Source organism: Chryseobacterium sp. 3008163 (assembly GCF_003669035.1).
Lineage (GTDB): Bacteria > Bacteroidota > Bacteroidia > Flavobacteriales > Weeksellaceae > Chryseobacterium.
Window position 1 is genome coordinate 149,219 of record NZ_CP033070.1, and the last position, 17,054, is coordinate 166,272.

Below are 17,054 nucleotides of genomic sequence, written 5' to 3' on the forward strand. Positions count from 1 at the left end.
AAAAATTGACTTTAATTTGAACTGAATTTCCACCAATCAAAGTAGAAAAGGTCTTTGCTTCCTTTGAATACGAAGTATAAATCGTGCACGCCTTTTATATTTTTTACCTGAGATTTTATAGTTTTAAACAGGTCGCCTTCTGCTTTTCCTGTCACTTGTACAGTTCCTAATATTGGTCCGTCCACCGCATCGGTATGGATTTCTATACTCCCGCCGTTCATTGAGGCCACCGATACTTCCAGGAATTTTGTTCCTTTGGAAAAATCAACACCCTGAATTTTGAGGTAATCGCCATTGTTGATAGACGAAACCACCATTCGGTCGGTAATTTTCTTGCCAGTGTCGTAAGGATTATTTCTTTCCCATTCGGTCATTTTTTCTGTTTTCAAGCCTTCACTATAAGCAATAGTTTCTGCTTCAACTTTTTCATACGGATTCAAAGTCGCAATTCTTTTTACCCCTTCTGGATTCCAAAAAGGTAACTTTTGAATCGTGCCATCGGCATTGTAAGTCAGTTCGCTCACACAGATAGAACGGCGCTCATAATGCTTGCTTATGGTTTGTTTTCCGAGATTGTAATTGAAACCGAATACGTAAGATTTTCCTTTGTAGTCAATGATTCCGGGATGATTTCCGTTGGAACGCTTGTCACTGTCCATAATCATTCCTTTGTATTCCCACGGACCGGTTGCCGATTTGCCCATTGCATAACCGATTCCTTCCGGACAACACGTTGAGGCATATGCCATATAATAATTCCCGTTGCGTTTCCAAGCCCACGGACCTTCCTGATAATGAAACGGATCTGGCGAACCTTTGACTTTGGCAATCGAAGGATCTTTTACGACTGGTCCATCCGCAGAAATCATATCTTTATTCAGTTTTACGTACCATAAATTGGGATTTCCCCAGTACAGATAAGCCTGTCCGTCATCATCAATAAGAACGGTCGGATCAATATCGTCACTCGAATTTTTCACAAGTGGTTTGCCGATAGGATCTTTGAACGGACCATAAGGACTGTCTGCCACCAAAACACCGATTCCTCTTTGTCCGGGCATCGGGCAATACATATAAAACCTGCCGTTTCTTTCTATGACCTGAGGTGCCCAAGCTCCGTTTTCCGGGTCTGTCCATTTGAAATCTTTCAAAGAAGCAACAACACCGTGGTCTGTCCAATTGACCATATCGGTTGAAGTGTACAACAGCCAATCTTTCATTTTGAATCCGAATGCATCATCTTCGTCGTGACTGGTGTACAGAAAAACCGTGTCTTTGTAAACCATTGGCGCAGGATCGGCCGTGAATTTGGTCTGAATGATGGGATTTTGGGCAGACAATGAAAATCCTGTAAGCATCAACCCAATATTTAAAGTATATTTTAAAACTGTTTTCTTAATCATAATTAATTTTTTTGAATTTAATTCTTCCGTCCTGGTATTTCAAGAATTTGACTATCCTATTTAAGAATCACTTTAACATTTTCACCTGAATAAGCTACCGTTTTCTGCTTACCATCCGGAAGAACAACAGTAAAATTTCTTTGCTCAATCATTCCGGTATATTTTCCTTTGCGGGCATCTATCGTAAGTGTATTTGATTTGTCATCCCAATGCATTGGTATTTCGGTATAGTCGCCTTTTTCGTAGTTATAATTGTCAAATTCATCTTCATACAATACAAAATCTGCATCTGAACCCGGATAAATTTTTAAAATTAAATTGTCCCATTTTTTCTCTGTCGCATATTGGACATCGGGACCAAAAGGGATGATGCTTCCACCTTTTACATACAATGGAATACTTTGGATATTGACTTTTTTTTCGATTTCCTGTCCGCCTTTATATTTTGCATTGTTCCAGTAGTCATACCAAACAGAACCGGACGGAAGATAGACTTTGACGGTTTTATTTTGTGTAAAATCTACATTGGAAACTAAACCCTCTTTTTTGCTCTCCTCTTTTTTATTCCAACCTTCATTTTCATTGGTTTTTACTATTTTTTCAAGGGTATATTGGGCATTCAGTACAGGAGCGACGAGAAAAGATTTCCCAAACATATATTCGTTATTGATGTCCCAGACTTTTTTATCTTCTGCAAAATCCATTGCAAGCGGTCGCATAAAGCTTGACTGATTTTTGGAAACATCCCACGAAACAGAATAGATGTAAGGCAATATACTGTAACGCAATCTGATGAATTTCTCTACGGCATCGTACACCATATCTCCTTTTTTTCCAAACTGGTAAATCTCTCTCGGTACATCGGCTCCGTGCGAACGCATCATGGGCGTGAAGGTTCCGTATTGCAACCAACGAACATACAATTCTTGAAACATTGGATTTTTTGAACCCGAACTTTCATTCCAGCCTTTTTTATAAGTTCCGGCAAAGAATCCTCCGATGTCTGAGTTAAAATTTGGATTTCCGGTCAGGGTAAAATTAAGACCAGCCGGAACCTGATTGCGCAAGGATTCCCAGGAAGAATTAACATCTCCAGACCAAGTATTCGCACCATATCGTTGCTGACCAGCGAAAGCAGATCTTGTTAAAATAAAAACTCTTTTGTCACTTGTCACAGCACGCTGATGGTCGTAGACACCACCAACAGCCATCAAAGGATACGCATTTCTTACTTTTCTGAATGAACCGAGATAGGTTTTTGTATCTAAATCTTCTGGTTTTTGGCTAAGATGGTCAGGTTCTGTAGAATCCATCCACCAAGTATCTACGCCAAGACTGAAAACGCCTTTGTTCAGATATTTCCAGTAAATATCCCTTGCTTCGGGATTGTAGGCATCGTAAACACGCACACCGGAAGGATAATTCATATCGGGAGGCCAAACTTCCCGACCAGATTCCGGCCACGTTTTGAAATTGAAAAGCATTCCTTTTGTGTCCATTTCGCGATATTGCTTGGTCATCGGTCCGAATGACGACCAGATGGAAACAGACAAATGCGCATTCATTCCGTGGATATCATTAATCATTTTTTTTGCATCAGGAAAATCCGGACTGATAAAATCCATTGCATTCCATTGGTAATTATTTCCCCAATATTGCCAATCCTGAATGATTCCGTCCAAAGGAACTTTCAAATCACGGTATTTTTTGACCACATCTACAATTTCATTCTGACTTTTATACCGTTCTTTGCTTTGCCAGAAACCGTAAGTCCATAAAGGAAACATCGGAACATTTCCGGTAAGGTCACGCATTGCAGCAACTACTCCATCAGCATTTCCACCATACATAAAATAGTAATCCACGCCTTCTCCAACTTCGGAGGCGAATGACGTTTTCTGAGTATTATCGGTAAATTGAGTCGGAGAATAATTGTCCCAAAAAACGCCGTAACCTTTTACAGATTGGAAAAAAGGCGCAAAATCCCAGGTATTGTTCTGAACCATTCTGATGTCCTGATTCCGCTGAGATAATTTTCCGTTTTGAAGGATTCCCAAACCGTAAATCGGCTCTTCTTTTTCCAACTGAAAAGATTGGGTTACAGAATAAGTTGGATTTCCGGCATCATTAAAAGGTTTAAAATCACTACTTTTTTCTTTCAGAAGTTCATTTCCTGATAAAGTATTGTAGACTATTTCTCCGTTTCTTGTGTTGATTGAAAGTTGTAAATTATTTGTTTTTATCAATAAAATATCTTTATTTTCTGTAATAGAGAATTTCGTTTTTTGTTCTTGCTTAATAACAGACAGGCTGTTTTTTACAAATGATTTTCCAGAAGGATATTTGATAATTCTCACCGTGTTTGGTCCGTAAAACTTCACTTCCACATTCATTTTATCCGCAGAAAAACTCAAGCCTGAATCTGTTTTTTTATAAGATTGTGCGCTCACATTTTGCTCTATTCCCGATATAATGATCATCGTGATAATGAAAGCATTTATGTTTATTTTTCTGAAATTCATTTTTATGGTATTTATATTTTTATCAATTGTAATCGCTACTCTGATTTTAATAGATTGCTGATTTCCTCCTGATCAATAGGTTTAAAAAGCAATTGCGAAAACAGAAAAAGATCATTTTTCCATACTTTAAAATCGTGACCGCCCGGTTCTATGTAAAAAATATGTGGGATTTTATTTTCCGTCAAATAATCACTTGTTCTTTTGCTGAAAGGCATCAATCCATCCTGATCACCGCAGGAAATCCAAAGCAGTTTTAATTCCTTAGCTTTTGCAGGATTCGGGAGTAATTTTTGAGGTTCTTTCGTATTTGGAGCAGATGAAAAACCGCCAACCCAGGCGAATTTGTCGATATTTCCCAATCCAAAATTCAGGGTTTGTCCGCCTCCCATTGACAGTCCGGCAATCGCACGGTTTTCTCGGTCTTTTTTAACAGGATATTTTTTTTCGATAAATGGAATCAGGTCGTTTAACAAATCTTTTTCGAAAGTAGCAAAAGCTTTCACTTTATCTTTTGCCATAATATTTCCCGTCGCTCTATCGTCTTTCATCGCTCTGCCATTCGGCAAAACCACAATCATCGGCGTAAGTTTTCCTTGTGCATAGAGATTGTCCAGAATAATTTGAGGTGTTCCGTTTTTGAACCACTCCTTTTCGTCGCCACCAATACCGTGAAGCAGGTACAAAACCGGATATTTATTCCCTTTTTTGAAGACTGGCGGTGTGTAGACTAACGCTTTCCTTTGAGTTCCTACCGTTTTTGATTCGTAGTTAATCGTATCAATTTTTCCGTGTGGAATTTCTTTCTTTTCAACGTCAAAACCTTGCGGTGCTTGTTTATCAAGCGTTTGTGCAGAAATGAAGATTCCTGACAAGACAAAACCTAAAACAAATATGATTGACTTACTCATAATTTTTTATTTGTATTTTTTACACTTATTAATTTAGATAAAAAATAATATCTGGTAGATTTATTTTTTCTTTAATTATATTTTAAAATATTTATTTTATGGTTGAAAAATCTTTAATTCTAAAAAAATCAACATCCACAAAACCTCCAATACTTTTCGTTGCGTAATTGAAAATCGCAAATTTTGATCCCATAAAAAATCTTCTGTAATCGAAAATCATTTTGTAGTCTTTTGCCATTTCTGTCCAGTTTTTCTGGTCGGTGCTGTAAGAGAAATCCGCCAAATCTTTTCCAAGGTTAAAGTCAGCTTCAATACGGAGATAAATCTTATCAGATTTAATTTCAACTCGTTTTTTTTCTTCTTTTTTCACTCCGGTAATCGCTTTCGTTTTATTATCTAAACTGACTTGATTCGTTGAAAAAGTGAGAAACTTCTGATTACCTTCTTTTGAAATCGATAAAATCCCTGAATCTCCGTTGAATGAGCTGAATCCCGCAACATCGCCGTCTTTCATTCCTTTTAAATCCAAAGCAACTATCGCACTGGATTCTGTTCCTTCCATTCTTTGCGTTAAAGTATTCGGGGCGGCATAAATATTATCAACAATTCTATTGGTTTTCAGTCTAATAAATCCTTTTCTTTCGGATAAAGACCAAGCTTTATTCACTGGATTATGATTCCATTGCCATTGGATTTTTAGTTTTTTATCTGAAAATTCATCACTTTCCACGATGTTATTTTTCGGTTTAAACGGCGGAAGCGGAACTTCACCTTTTAAAGGAACTTTCCCATTGTCGCCCAAAACAGGCCAATCATTTTCCCATTTTACAGGAATCAAAATCGGGACGCGTCCTACTCCGCCTCTATCCTGGAAAATCAGTGAATACCAATTGCCGTTTTTATCATCAATCAAAGCACCTTGCCCGGCATAAGAAAATCCTAAAAAGTTGTCTTCCAAAATCACTTTTTTCTCGTAAGGTCCGGTTGCTTTATCGGCTCTGTAAACTTCCTGACGACGTTTTCCACCTCTTGGCCAGGAAATCATCATCATATAATATTTTCCATCTTTTTTAATGATCTGATTGCCTTCCAGAAGTCCGGTTTCTGAAGAATCTTTTTCAAAAACCACCGTTCCTTCAGGATTTCCGATAACTTCTTTAAAATCAGGACTTAATTCAAAAACTTTATTGGAAGTGAAAACATAACCCCTGTCGTCGTCGTCAAAAAGCAAAGAAGCATCGTGAAAATGTCGGGTTCTGGTAATCAGTTTCCAATTGCCGGTTTCCGGATTGTCTGTTACATAGAAATAAGATTTGAAAGGCTCGTCATTCGGGGAAAACAAAACGTAATATTTCCCTTTGTGATAACGGATGGAAGATGCCCATTGACCACGACCATAGACCGTTCCGTCAAGCAAATCATATTTGGAATTGTCATTCAGAGTATTGAAAACATAGCTTGACATTTCCCAATGAACCAAATCTTTGGAGTGCATTACCGGAGCTCCCGGCATCAGGTGCATTGTAGTGCTTATCAAATAAAAATCATCGCCATTTCTGGTGACTGACAAATCCGGTGCATCTGCCCAAATGATAGGGTTGGTAAATGTCGTCGACTGCTGTTTCTGAGCAGGATTTACCTGAGCTGAAAGGAGATTCAGCCCGATAAATCCGTATAAAGAAACTATATAAAATGGTTTATTAATTTTCAAAACTTTGGTATTTTGATTGTTGATTTAATTCTTTAATCCAATTTTAAAAGAAACACTTCGACAAGTTCAGTGTGACATTGCTAATACTAACCGTTTTGCTTTAAGCTTCTCAAGCTCACCTGGCAAAACCTACATTTGTATATTAAGTTTTGGCTAAAGCCAATTTGGTTTTCCTTTTATTGAATGGGTTAAAGCCCATCCCTATTTATAATTTCTTTAATTTGGCATAATATCATTAGACGACGTGCTGTACAAACCAATCAAACTTCCTGTGAATCCACCTGCAACATCGGTTGAAAGAATATCTCCGGAAACCGGGCCTCCAAGATTTTTGAAGTTTTTACCATCTAAAGAGTAATTGAAATTAAGGTCATCTTTTTCACCAACAACTTGAAATTTGACAGTTTTTGAAAGTGAAATTTTTTCGCTGGCAATCAGTTTAGATTCTCCTTTTTCTGTTCTTTCCAAAACGATGTAAAAGTCTTTATCCTTTTTTGTAATCCCGAAAACATAATTGAATCTTTCGCTTTGGTAACAAGTAATTCCGGCTAATTCTTTTTCAGATTTCGGTTTGAAATCAAGCATTACAGAAGTTTTAAAATCTTCGTGCTGTAATCTGTGGAATAATGCCGAAATCGGAGCTAAAGCTTTGATATTGGCTTCAAAAGGAGTGACTTTTACGCCGTTTTTAACCGTTGTAATAAAATTTTCGCGAGGACCGCGCATTGCAATCCATCGATAATCCAGATTTTTATCGGTCAGTTTATCGTTATAAGTAAAGTTTCCGTTCGGGAAAAACCCGTTTTGTCCGGTCTGATTTTTCACACCTTCCGGCAGTTTTAATTTTGGTTTCATCGGAACTAAACCGTTTTCAAAAACAGGATACTTTCCGCTCCAGTCTACGGGAAGAATGAAAGTTTCTCTTCCGTGGTTCACACGTCCTTTTTCGTTGGGACGAATCGCCAAAAACACTCCGAAATATTTTCCGTCAGGAGTTTCCACCAAATCGGCGTGACCTGCCCAATCTACTTTATCTTTTCGGTCTTTCGGGAAATATCTTTGTGTCAAAATCGGATTGTTCTGTGCAGGAACAAATGGACCTTTTGGAGAATCTGACATAAAAATAACTTCGCTGTGATTACCTCCAGTACCGCCTTCTGCACACATCAGAAAATATTTTCCGTTCTTTTTATAAATATGTGGACCTTCTATCCAAATCGGTTTTTGGGAAAGGTCAACGCCTCCATTCACGATGATTTTATCTGAACCAGCAACAACTTGGTCTTTTTCCAAATCATAATCCCAGATTTTGATGACACGGTGACCATTGTATTGCTCAGTTCCTTTAGGCGGTGCATCGTTATGAACAATGTAAGCTTTACCATCATCATCGAAGAAAATGGCAGGGTCGATTCCGTCGAAATTCAGTTTCTGGACTTCGCTCCAACCTTTTGCAGGGTCTTTGGTTTTCACGACCATATTTCCTATTCCGCCAGCAATCTGGGTAGTAATCATATAAAAGGTGTCGTTGTTTTTATTATACTTGATATCAGGAGCGTAAATTCCTGCGGAAACACCGCCTTTTTCAACTTTAAGCTGAGAAGGTCTGTCGAGAACGTGACCAACCTGCTTCCAGTTGACCAAATCTTTCGAAGTGAAAATAGGAACGCCTGGAAACATTGAAAAAGAAGAGTTTACGAGATAATAATTGTCTCCTTTTCTGGTAATACTCGGGTCTGGATAACAGCCCTGAAGAATCGGCGAATAAAATTCATTCTCTTTCAAAGGATTGTTTGTGTATATTTTATCATTTCCACGGTAGGAAAAGTCTGAGAAAGTCTGTGCTGAAATGCTGCTCACGGAAAGCAAAGCCGCCGCTGCAAGTACATTGGTTTTATTCCTAAAAAATGCCCAATTCATGATGTTCTGTTCCATATTTTTTCTTTTTATGTGATAGTTATTTAATTATTATTTCTGTTTTTTTTCTGTTAATCAACCAGATAATTCCCCAAGCCGCAACGTAAGAAACGCCGGCAATGAAAAATATGATGTTGTATCCACCGTTTATATTTCCTGATTTCTTGAAAGTATCTAATACGATTCCGATAAACAAAGGAAAAACAATTCCTGCTGCTGAACCCAACATTCCACCAAATCCGATGACAGAACTTACATAATTGTTGGGTAATTTGTCGCCAACAGTTGTCATCAGATTGGCTCCCCATCCTTGATGAGCTGCGGTGGCGAAAGCAATAATGATGGTGATTAACCACATATTATCGACATATTTTGAGAACATTACCGGAACGACCATCAAAGCAAATAGCAACATTGTAAAACTTCTGGCTCTTCCGATTGCCCAGCCTTTTTTAATTAAAAATGAAGAGAGATAACCGCCGCCGATGCTTCCAATCGTGGTTCCGCTGTAAATTATGATCAACGGAATGGAAGGTTTTGTCATATCCATTTTAAATACGTCTGAAAAATACGCAGGCAGCCAGAACATAAAGAAATACCAGATCGGGTCGGTCAGAATTTTTCCAATAGCAAAAGACCAGGTGACTTTGTATTTTAATATTTCGGACAACGGCACTTTAGATTGTTCCTGCGTTTTCCCACCCTGATCACTTTTGATGTATTCTAATTCTTCCTGACTTAATTTTTTAGTCTTTTCCGGAATTGAATAGAATCTCCACCAAAGGACAATCCATATTAAACCGAGCGCTCCAATCCAGACGAATGTTTCCCGCCAACCATATTGCGCTAAAATAATCGGAACGAGAAGCGGTGCCAAAATAGCTCCAACTGTAGCTCCCGAATTGAAAATCCCTGTTGCCAAAGCTCTTTCTTTTTTAGGAAACCATTCTGCTACTGATTTTATTGCTGCGGGAAAATTTCCTGCTTCACTGATTCCGAGTGTGCTTCTTGCAATCAAAAACCCAACGGTGCTTTTTACAAAACCGTGTCCAATAGAAGCGAGACTCCAAACAATCAGGGAAACGGCGTAACCTATTTTTGTGCCTACTCTGTCGATAAACCTACCCATCGCAAGATATCCGATGGCGTAAGTTGTTGTAAACGCCATTACGATGTAGCTATAATCTTTTTCGTCCCAGCTGAACTCTTTTTCAAGAACAGGTTTCAGCAAACCCATCACCTGACGGTCGAGATAGTTGATCGTGGTAGCGAGAAAGACCAAAGACAGCATAAACCATCTGATGTTATGATTTTTAGGAGCCTGCATTTAGTTTTGATTAAGTTGTTGCAATAAGTTCTGAACTTTCTCAGTCAGCTGTTCTGTAGTAAACTCTGTTTTGACAAGCGAACTTCCCAATCCGACAGCGATTGCGCCACCTTTCAGCCATTCTGTAATATCTTCAACATCAGCATTGATTCCGCCGGTCGGCATAAAATTCATTCCAGGAAAAACGGGCTGAATAGATTTGATATAATTTTTACCCAAAGCATCTGCCGGAAAAATCTTTACCAATCGAAGTCCGTTCTGATAAGCCAGATTAACATCAGAAGGCGTAAAACAACCGGGAATCAAATTAATGTTTTTTGCGACAGAATGCTTTACAAGCTCTTCGTTGATAACTGGTGTAATGATGAAATCTGCTTCTGCATTGGCATAATCATCCATTTCCTTTATATTTTTCACGGTTCCGATTCCTAATAAAAGTCCGGGAAATTCTGTGGCGGAGAATTCTTTCAACTTTGTGAAATTTTCTAATGCCTGAATGCCACGGTTGGTATATTCTATCACACGAATTCCTGCTTCGTACAAAGCTTTTACGGTATTTTTTGAAACCTCAAACGATTCATTGTAAAACAACGGAACGATTTTTTGGTCTTTTATTTTTTGTAATATTACACTCATAATTTTTCAATATTAATGCTGTTATTAATCGTATCGCCTTTTACAAAAAGCTTTTTGAAAGCGACTTTTGTAGCATCTTCTAGAATCTGTTGTGAAGAATTTCCTTTTAAAGTTCCGTGAATCAAAGCTGCCATAAAAGAATCGCCGCTGCCTACTCTTTCCTCAATTCTTTCTGATTGATATTGCTGCGAAACCAAAAGCTTATCATCTGCGAATAAAGTCGCAAAATAATTGACTTGTTCACCGCTCGTAAACCGGAATGTATTGGCAATCATTTCGACATTTGGATATATTTTCTGAATTTCCAAAGCAGATTTTCCCGCCTGTTTTAAGAGGTTTTTATCATTAAAATTTCCATTTAATTGATACTCTATTGGAATGTCCAAAAATTGTTGAATCGACCAGATATTTCCCATCAGAACATTCACAAAAGGCATCAGATTTTTAATTTTATCTGAAGGATTTCTACCCTGCCAAAGTGCAGCACGGTAATTCAAATCTAGAGAAACGGTAATGTTTCTTGACCTAGCCTCTTTCATTAAATCCAAACATTTTTGATACGCATTTTCACTCAAAGCCGGCGTAATAGTGCTTACATGAAGCCATTTTACTTCTGAAAAGATTTCATCAAAACTAAATGCTTCAAAATCCGACTGTGTGAAAACCGACGGAAAACGGTCGTAAACAACAGATGCGTTCTGCATATCTCCTTCCGAAGACAGATAAAAAGTTCCGATTCTGCCGTTGTTTTTCCCTGCAAGAATTTCGATTCCTTTATTTTTTAATTGAGATTCCAATTGATTTCCCAAAAAATTATCAGGCAAAGCTGAAAGGAGTTTTACCTGATTATTCCATTGTGCAAGCGCAGAAGCCACGTTGTATTCTGCACCACCAACGAAGATTTTCACAGACTGATTATTCAGCCAATTTCCTTCAAAATCTGGAGCGAAATGCAAAAGCAATTCCCCGAAACATAATATTTTATTGAGAAATGAATCTTGCATTGTATTAAATTTCAAAATAATTTTTCGTGTTGTAATAACAAATATCCTGAATGATTTTTCCTACCCATTCTTCATCATTGGGAAGCAATCCTCTTTCCATCTCGCTGCCGAACATATTACACAAAAGTCTTCTGAAATAATCGTGTCTTGAAAATGACAGGAGACTTCGGGAATCGGTCAGCATCCCTACGAATGTGCTGATAAGACCGATGTTGGAAAGCGTGTTTATCTGTTTTTTCATTCCGTCTAATTGGTCGATAAACCACCAGGCTGCACCAAACTGTACTTTAGATTTAATTCCGCCTTCATTGAAATTCCCGGCAAGTGTCGCTAGAACTTCATTGAAAGTGGGATTAAGATTATAAATAATGGTTTTGGTAAGTTGTTCGGCAGAATTCAGTTCGTCCAGCAAAACGCTCAATCTTTGGGCAAAATATTGTTCGCTGATGGCATCGTAACCTGTATTAATTCCGATTTTTCTGAGCATTTCGGAATTATTATTTCTAGTTGCTCCGACGTGAAATTGCTGAACCCAGCATTTTTCAGCGTACATTTTGCAAAGCTCTCTCAACAGATAACCACACAACGCTTCCGGATTGGAGAATGTTGGATTATTTCCTTTTAAAAATTCAGAAAATTCGATTTCTAATTCAATATTCCATTTTGTAGTATCTGGAAAATATTCAAAACCGTGGTCGGCAACTTTAGCCCCGATTTCTTCAAAATAATTGATTCTGGATTGAAGCGCATTCAACAAATCAGAAACTGACTGAATTGAAATTCCGCAAACATTCTCAAGCTTTTTAATGCCTGACAAATATTGTTCGAAATTGATTATGTTGATGTAAGAATCGGGACGGAAAGCAGGTAAAACCTTAGTTTTGAAATCGCTGTTTTTTAATTTTTTATGATAATTCAAATCATCGGAAGGATCGTCTGTTGTGCAAAGTGCTTCCACTTTGAAATTCTGAATAATAGATTGCGGTAAGAAATCTTGTGTTTGTAGACTATCGTTCATCTGATGATAAACAGAATCTGCATTTTTAGGTGAAAGATATTCTTTGATTCCGAAAGGATTTTTGAGTTCCAGATGACTCCAGTGAAATAATGGATTACGAAGTGTATACGGTACAACTTCTGACCATTTTTTGAATTTTTCAAGGTCTAAAGCATTGCCTGAAATGAATTGCTCATCAATTCCGAAATTTCTCATTGCCCGCCATTTGTAATGATCACCATCCAGCCAAATCGCTGTTGGAGAATGGAAGTTCTGATTATTTGAAATTACATCGGGCTCAAGATGATTATGGTAATCAATAATCGGCATATCTTTCGCAAAGCCGAAATATAGATTTTCTGCCTTTGCCGATTCCAGCAAAAATGATTCTCCGAAAACTTCTTTATTTTTAATGGAATGAGTCATTATTCAATTTAAAAATGATTTGATTTTGTAAAAATCTTTAAAAACAAGACCTTATTGAAATCTATAATATCATCTAAGGCCTTGCAACTATATGAAGAAAATAATATCAATCTTAAACACCACTGAATGCACTGAAACCACCATCAATAGGCAATAAAGCACCAGTGATAAAACTTGCTGCATCTGAACAAAGGAACTGAACAGCTCCGTTGAGTTCATCTGCATTTCCGAAGCGTCCCATTGGGGTTTTGGCGATGACTTTTTTGCTTCGGTCGGTTAAAGAGCCATCCGGATTCAATAAAATTGCGCGGTTCTGATCTCCGATGAAAAAACCGGGAGCAATTGCGTTGACACGAATTTTATCGCCAAATTTTAAAGCTACATCTGAAGCGAGCCATTGGGTAAAATTGGTAATTGCAGATTTAGCTGCGGAATATCCTGCGACTCTTGTGATTGCAGAATATGCTGCCATTGAGGAAATATTCACGATACTTCCATTTCCCTGCTCTGCCATTACTTTTCCGAAAACATAGCTTGGGTAAACGGTTCCGTTGATATTTAAATCTGTTACTTCGTTCCAGGCTTGCATTTTCAGGTCGAAAAAAGATTGGTCAGGAGCTAATGTTGCAGCAGGAATATTTCCGCCTGCAATGTTGAGCAGAATATCGATTTTACCGTATTTTTCTAGGACTTTTTTGAAGCAGCTTCAAGACTTTCGATATTCATTACATTGGCTTCTACCGCAAATGCATCGCCACCTAAATCTGCCAGTTCTTTTACACGAGAATCCAGAGTCTCCTGATTTCTGCCAAGAGCAACAACTTTGGCTCCGGCTTCAATAAAGCTTTTCGCCAAGCTTCCGCCCAAAACACCTGAAGCTCCTGTAATGACTGCTACTTTATCTTTTATGCTGAATATTTCGTTCATTGTAATATAAATGATGATTGATATTTGAAAAATGATAATATTGAACTCTTTGGGTTCTGTTTTGATTTTATTTTGAATAAGAATTAACAGCTGCCATCACCCCTTCGATTTGCCCTAAAGCAAGCATTCTTCCTAAGAATGAATAGCCTGGGTTGTAGCCTTTATCAATATCATCTGTCAAAAGTCTACCGTGATCCACACGCATTGGTAAATCAGGGTTTTCTTTTTCAAAAATTTTGATTACTTCAATTAATTTTCCTCTTCCACCTAAATGATGAGCTTCGATAAAGTCTCCATTGTCAAAGACATTTGTACTTCTTAAGTGAACAAATTTTGTTCGGTGAGCATATTTTTGGGCAAGTTTCGGAACATCATTTTGAAGACCTGCACTTAAAGAACCTGTACAAAATGTGAGTCCGTTGTGAGGATTATTGACAGAGTTTAAGAGCCAGTCGATATCTTCTTCATTGGTCACGATTCTTGGTAAACCTAACAATGAAAACGGTGGGTCATCTGGATGTACACACATCTGGATATTCCACTTTTCGCAGACAGGCATTATCTTTTCAAGGAAATATTTCATATTCTGGCGAAGCTGTTCTTTATCAATCCCGTCATACAATGCTAATAGATTTTTGAATAATTGTATTGGGTTTTTGTCGCCTTCTTTAATATTTCCATTAACGAAACCTTGCGTTTTCACAATGATAGAATCAATCAGATCATTATTATCTTCATCAGTTAAGGTATTTTTTAATTGTTCTACTTTTTGAAGAATGTCTGAATTATAATCGTTTTCTGCACCTTTTCTTTGCAGAATATGAATTTCAAAATAAGCGAATTTGGCTTTATCAAAGTACAGTGACGACGAACCGTCTTCCCACTGATGAAACAAATCTGTACGAGCCCAATCCAAGACCGGCATAAAATTGTAACAAACAGTTGTTACGCCAGCTTTACCCAGATTTTCAAGACTCAGAATATAGTTTTCTATTAATCGGTCTCTATCTTCACCTCCATATTTGATAGACTCGCTCACGGCAAGGCTTTCAACTACAGACCAACGAAGTCCGAAACTCTCTATATAATTTTTATAATCATTGATAGCCTCCAATGACCAAACCTCTCCATTTGGAATATCGTGGAGTGCTGAAACGATACCTTCCACCCCAATCTGGCGGAGCATATCCAATTTGATTTTATCTTTCTTCCCAAACCAACGCCATGTTTTTTCCATAATCTTTATTTTTTCATTAAAACAAAGCAGGTGCAATGGATACACCTACTTTGCTGCTGTTAATAAGAATGTATTTTGTTGATTTAATAACCTGGATTCTGATATTTTGCCTTTTCTGCAGCACTCAAACTCATATTATCTAACTGACCTTGGGGAATCGGTCTCAGATAATGGAATTTCTGTATATTACGGTTGAAGGTAGTCGGAGTATGATCTCCATAATTTACCCCTCCTATCTGATAACTTGCAGCATATTGTTCCCATTTCTGAGTACGAATCAAATCATACCATCTGTAAAATTCTCCATAATATTCTCTGGAACGTTCTGCCAAGATATAATCAACTGTTATTGTTGTTGGAGTTGCCGCAATCATTGCTGCACTGTTATCTGCAATCATAGGAGCATTTTGTGCATTGTTAAATTTCCATTTACCTGCTCTAGCTCTTATCACATTAATCAGATCTCTTGCCGTCATTGTACCCGATGCCCCTTTTACTACCGCTTCAGCAGCAATAAAATAAAATTCAGAAAATTTAGCAACGTTGAAAGGTCTTGTCAAACCAGCGTTCGGATATCCCAATCCATTTGGATCGAGTGTGGTGTACGTTCCGATCTTCCACAAACCCGGATATACCATTCTGCTTATACCATTTGGCGCTACTACCCAATCAGCTCTTCCCGGTAACGTTCCTGCACCAACACCATTTTGTCCTGCTCCAGCAGGATAGGTTGGGGTTTGGGTGTCATCATTTAAAAATGAAAGGATAGCACCTCCAGGTTGTACTGGTAAACTATTAGCATTATATAAAGTAATATTACCTACACCAGCTTTTTCCCAGTTTCCTCTGTAAGTGCTTACAAATGTCCCGTCATAACGAGAATCCAAAGTTTTGTCAGCAAAAGTGTTCTTGATGACACCAATCGTTGGAGCCATACGTACCCAAGGTCTACCAAGTGATTGCGTAGCCGCTCTCTGAACAGAACTTACAATATCCGAAGAACCCCAAGCTGCCGTTTTACTACTTTTCAAATTGGTATAGTTCCATGTATGTATCCATGCTGCAAAGTTATCTGGCGACCAACCTGATCCAAACCCTGTAGGATCACTCTCATTGTAATAAGTACTTGCAGATGTATGATCTGCGTAAAGCATACATTCGCTGTTACGATCATTAGATCCTACATTAACATCATAGAAAGTAGGCTGCAAAGAGTACGGACCAGGATTGTTGATACCTGCCAAAGCAACGTCATAAGCCTGCTGGAAGTACCATTGGGCATTATGTCCAGCAGGATCGGTTCTTGGTGTTTCCGGATACGTTGGGATGGAATTTGGATTTTGCAACCACCAACCGTATGTTAAATAAGCTTTAGCCAAAAACAATCTCGCAACATTTTTTGTAACTCCTCCTGTAACTCTTGGTTGCGCAGGAAGATTATCTATTGCTTTTAAAAGATCGGGAAAAATAGCTTTGGTGTAAACTTCAGAAACAGTATTCCTTGTGGAAGTAGTGACGGCAGAAGTATTGAATGCAAGTTGTCCCGATCCAAGATCTAGAGGAACACCACCATACGTCTGAACCAATAAGAAATAATCAAATGCTCTGAAAAATCTTGCCTCTGATACAAGAGATTCTGCAATTCCGAAACTTGGTCCTTTTTCAATAATACCGTTTGCCGTATTTATATAAGGAAAAACCGAACCCCAAATCATGCTTGGAGGAAATGAATTTGGATTAAGGCTTCCTGTATTTCCTGTCATATCAAGATCTTTGAAGTTACCGTCTGCACTCTGGCCCCAAGTACTTTCATCTGTTCCGTTTTGACAATTGCTCATAAAATAACCGTTGCCATAAAGTGAGCGCATATGTCTATAAAGTGCAGTTACCCCCTGTCTTATGCCATCCTCAGTATTGAAGAAATCTACCGTATAATTTGCTCTGGGCTGCTCATCTAAAATCTCATTACATCCAGTAAAAGTTAATGATAAGAATACGGAAGCTATAACTAATCTTTTATTTAAATTTTTCATAACCTT

At 38.0% G+C, this 17,054-nt stretch carries 11 protein-coding genes and 1 pseudogene; all 12 read right to left on the reverse strand.

Annotated elements, in window-relative coordinates; translation table 11 throughout:
- Positions 1–11 precede the first annotated feature (11 nt).
- The 12 genes and pseudogenes from EAG08_RS00595 to EAG08_RS00650 all read right to left on the reverse strand — a co-directional run bounded on the left by EAG08_RS00595 (position 12) and on the right by EAG08_RS00650 (position 17,048).
- A complete protein-coding gene (locus EAG08_RS00595) occupies positions 12–1,403 on the reverse strand; it encodes a glycoside hydrolase family 43 protein (RefSeq protein WP_129533783.1) in 1,392 nt (463 codons plus the stop codon).
- Between the two features lie 56 nt (positions 1,404–1,459).
- Positions 1,460–3,925 (reverse strand): TIM-barrel domain-containing protein, encoded by a 2,466-nt coding sequence (locus EAG08_RS00600; protein ID WP_129533784.1) that lies wholly within the window; start codon positions 3,923–3,925, stop codon positions 1,460–1,462.
- 35 nt (positions 3,926–3,960) lie between these two features.
- Positions 3,961–4,833 (reverse strand): alpha/beta hydrolase, encoded by an 873-nt coding sequence (locus EAG08_RS00605; protein WP_129533785.1) that lies wholly within the window; start codon positions 4,831–4,833, stop codon positions 3,961–3,963.
- Between the two features lie 91 nt (positions 4,834–4,924).
- Positions 4,925–6,544, reverse strand: a complete 1,620-nt coding sequence (locus EAG08_RS00610; RefSeq protein ID WP_129533786.1) for a glycoside hydrolase 43 family protein — start codon at positions 6,542–6,544, stop codon at positions 4,925–4,927.
- Between the two features lie 216 nt (positions 6,545–6,760).
- Positions 6,761–8,479, reverse strand: a complete 1,719-nt coding sequence (locus EAG08_RS00615; protein WP_129533787.1) for a glycoside hydrolase family 43 protein — start codon at positions 8,477–8,479, stop codon at positions 6,761–6,763.
- Between the two features lie 22 nt (positions 8,480–8,501).
- Complete coding sequence (locus tag EAG08_RS00620) at positions 8,502–9,788, reverse strand: MFS transporter (RefSeq protein ID WP_129533788.1); 1,287 nt, start codon at positions 9,786–9,788, stop codon at positions 8,502–8,504.
- Positions 9,789–10,424, reverse strand: a complete 636-nt coding sequence (locus EAG08_RS00625) for a bifunctional 4-hydroxy-2-oxoglutarate aldolase/2-dehydro-3-deoxy-phosphogluconate aldolase (RefSeq protein ID WP_129533789.1) — start codon at positions 10,422–10,424, stop codon at positions 9,789–9,791.
- Positions 10,421–11,428, reverse strand: coding sequence for a sugar kinase (locus tag EAG08_RS00630; protein ID WP_129533790.1), 1,008 nt, complete (start codon positions 11,426–11,428; stop codon positions 10,421–10,423). Before EAG08_RS00630 ends, EAG08_RS00625 begins: the two co-directional genes overlap by 4 nt.
- A 4-nt stretch (positions 11,429–11,432) precedes the next feature.
- The gene (gene uxaC, locus EAG08_RS00635) at positions 11,433–12,851 is read right to left on the reverse strand and encodes a glucuronate isomerase (protein WP_129533791.1); all 1,419 of its coding nucleotides are present in this window, start codon (positions 12,849–12,851) and stop codon (positions 11,433–11,435) included.
- Positions 12,852–12,963: 112 nt separating this feature from the next.
- Positions 12,964–13,778 (reverse strand): annotated as a pseudogene (locus EAG08_RS00640) (SDR family oxidoreductase).
- Between the two features lie 67 nt (positions 13,779–13,845).
- The gene (uxuA, locus tag EAG08_RS00645; RefSeq protein WP_129533792.1) at positions 13,846–15,015 is read right to left on the reverse strand and encodes a mannonate dehydratase; all 1,170 of its coding nucleotides are present in this window, start codon (positions 15,013–15,015) and stop codon (positions 13,846–13,848) included.
- A gap of 83 nt (positions 15,016–15,098) precedes the next feature.
- The gene (locus tag EAG08_RS00650) at positions 15,099–17,048 is read right to left on the reverse strand and encodes a RagB/SusD family nutrient uptake outer membrane protein (RefSeq protein ID WP_129533793.1); all 1,950 of its coding nucleotides are present in this window, start codon (positions 17,046–17,048) and stop codon (positions 15,099–15,101) included.
- Between the last annotated feature and the right edge of the window lie 6 nt (positions 17,049–17,054).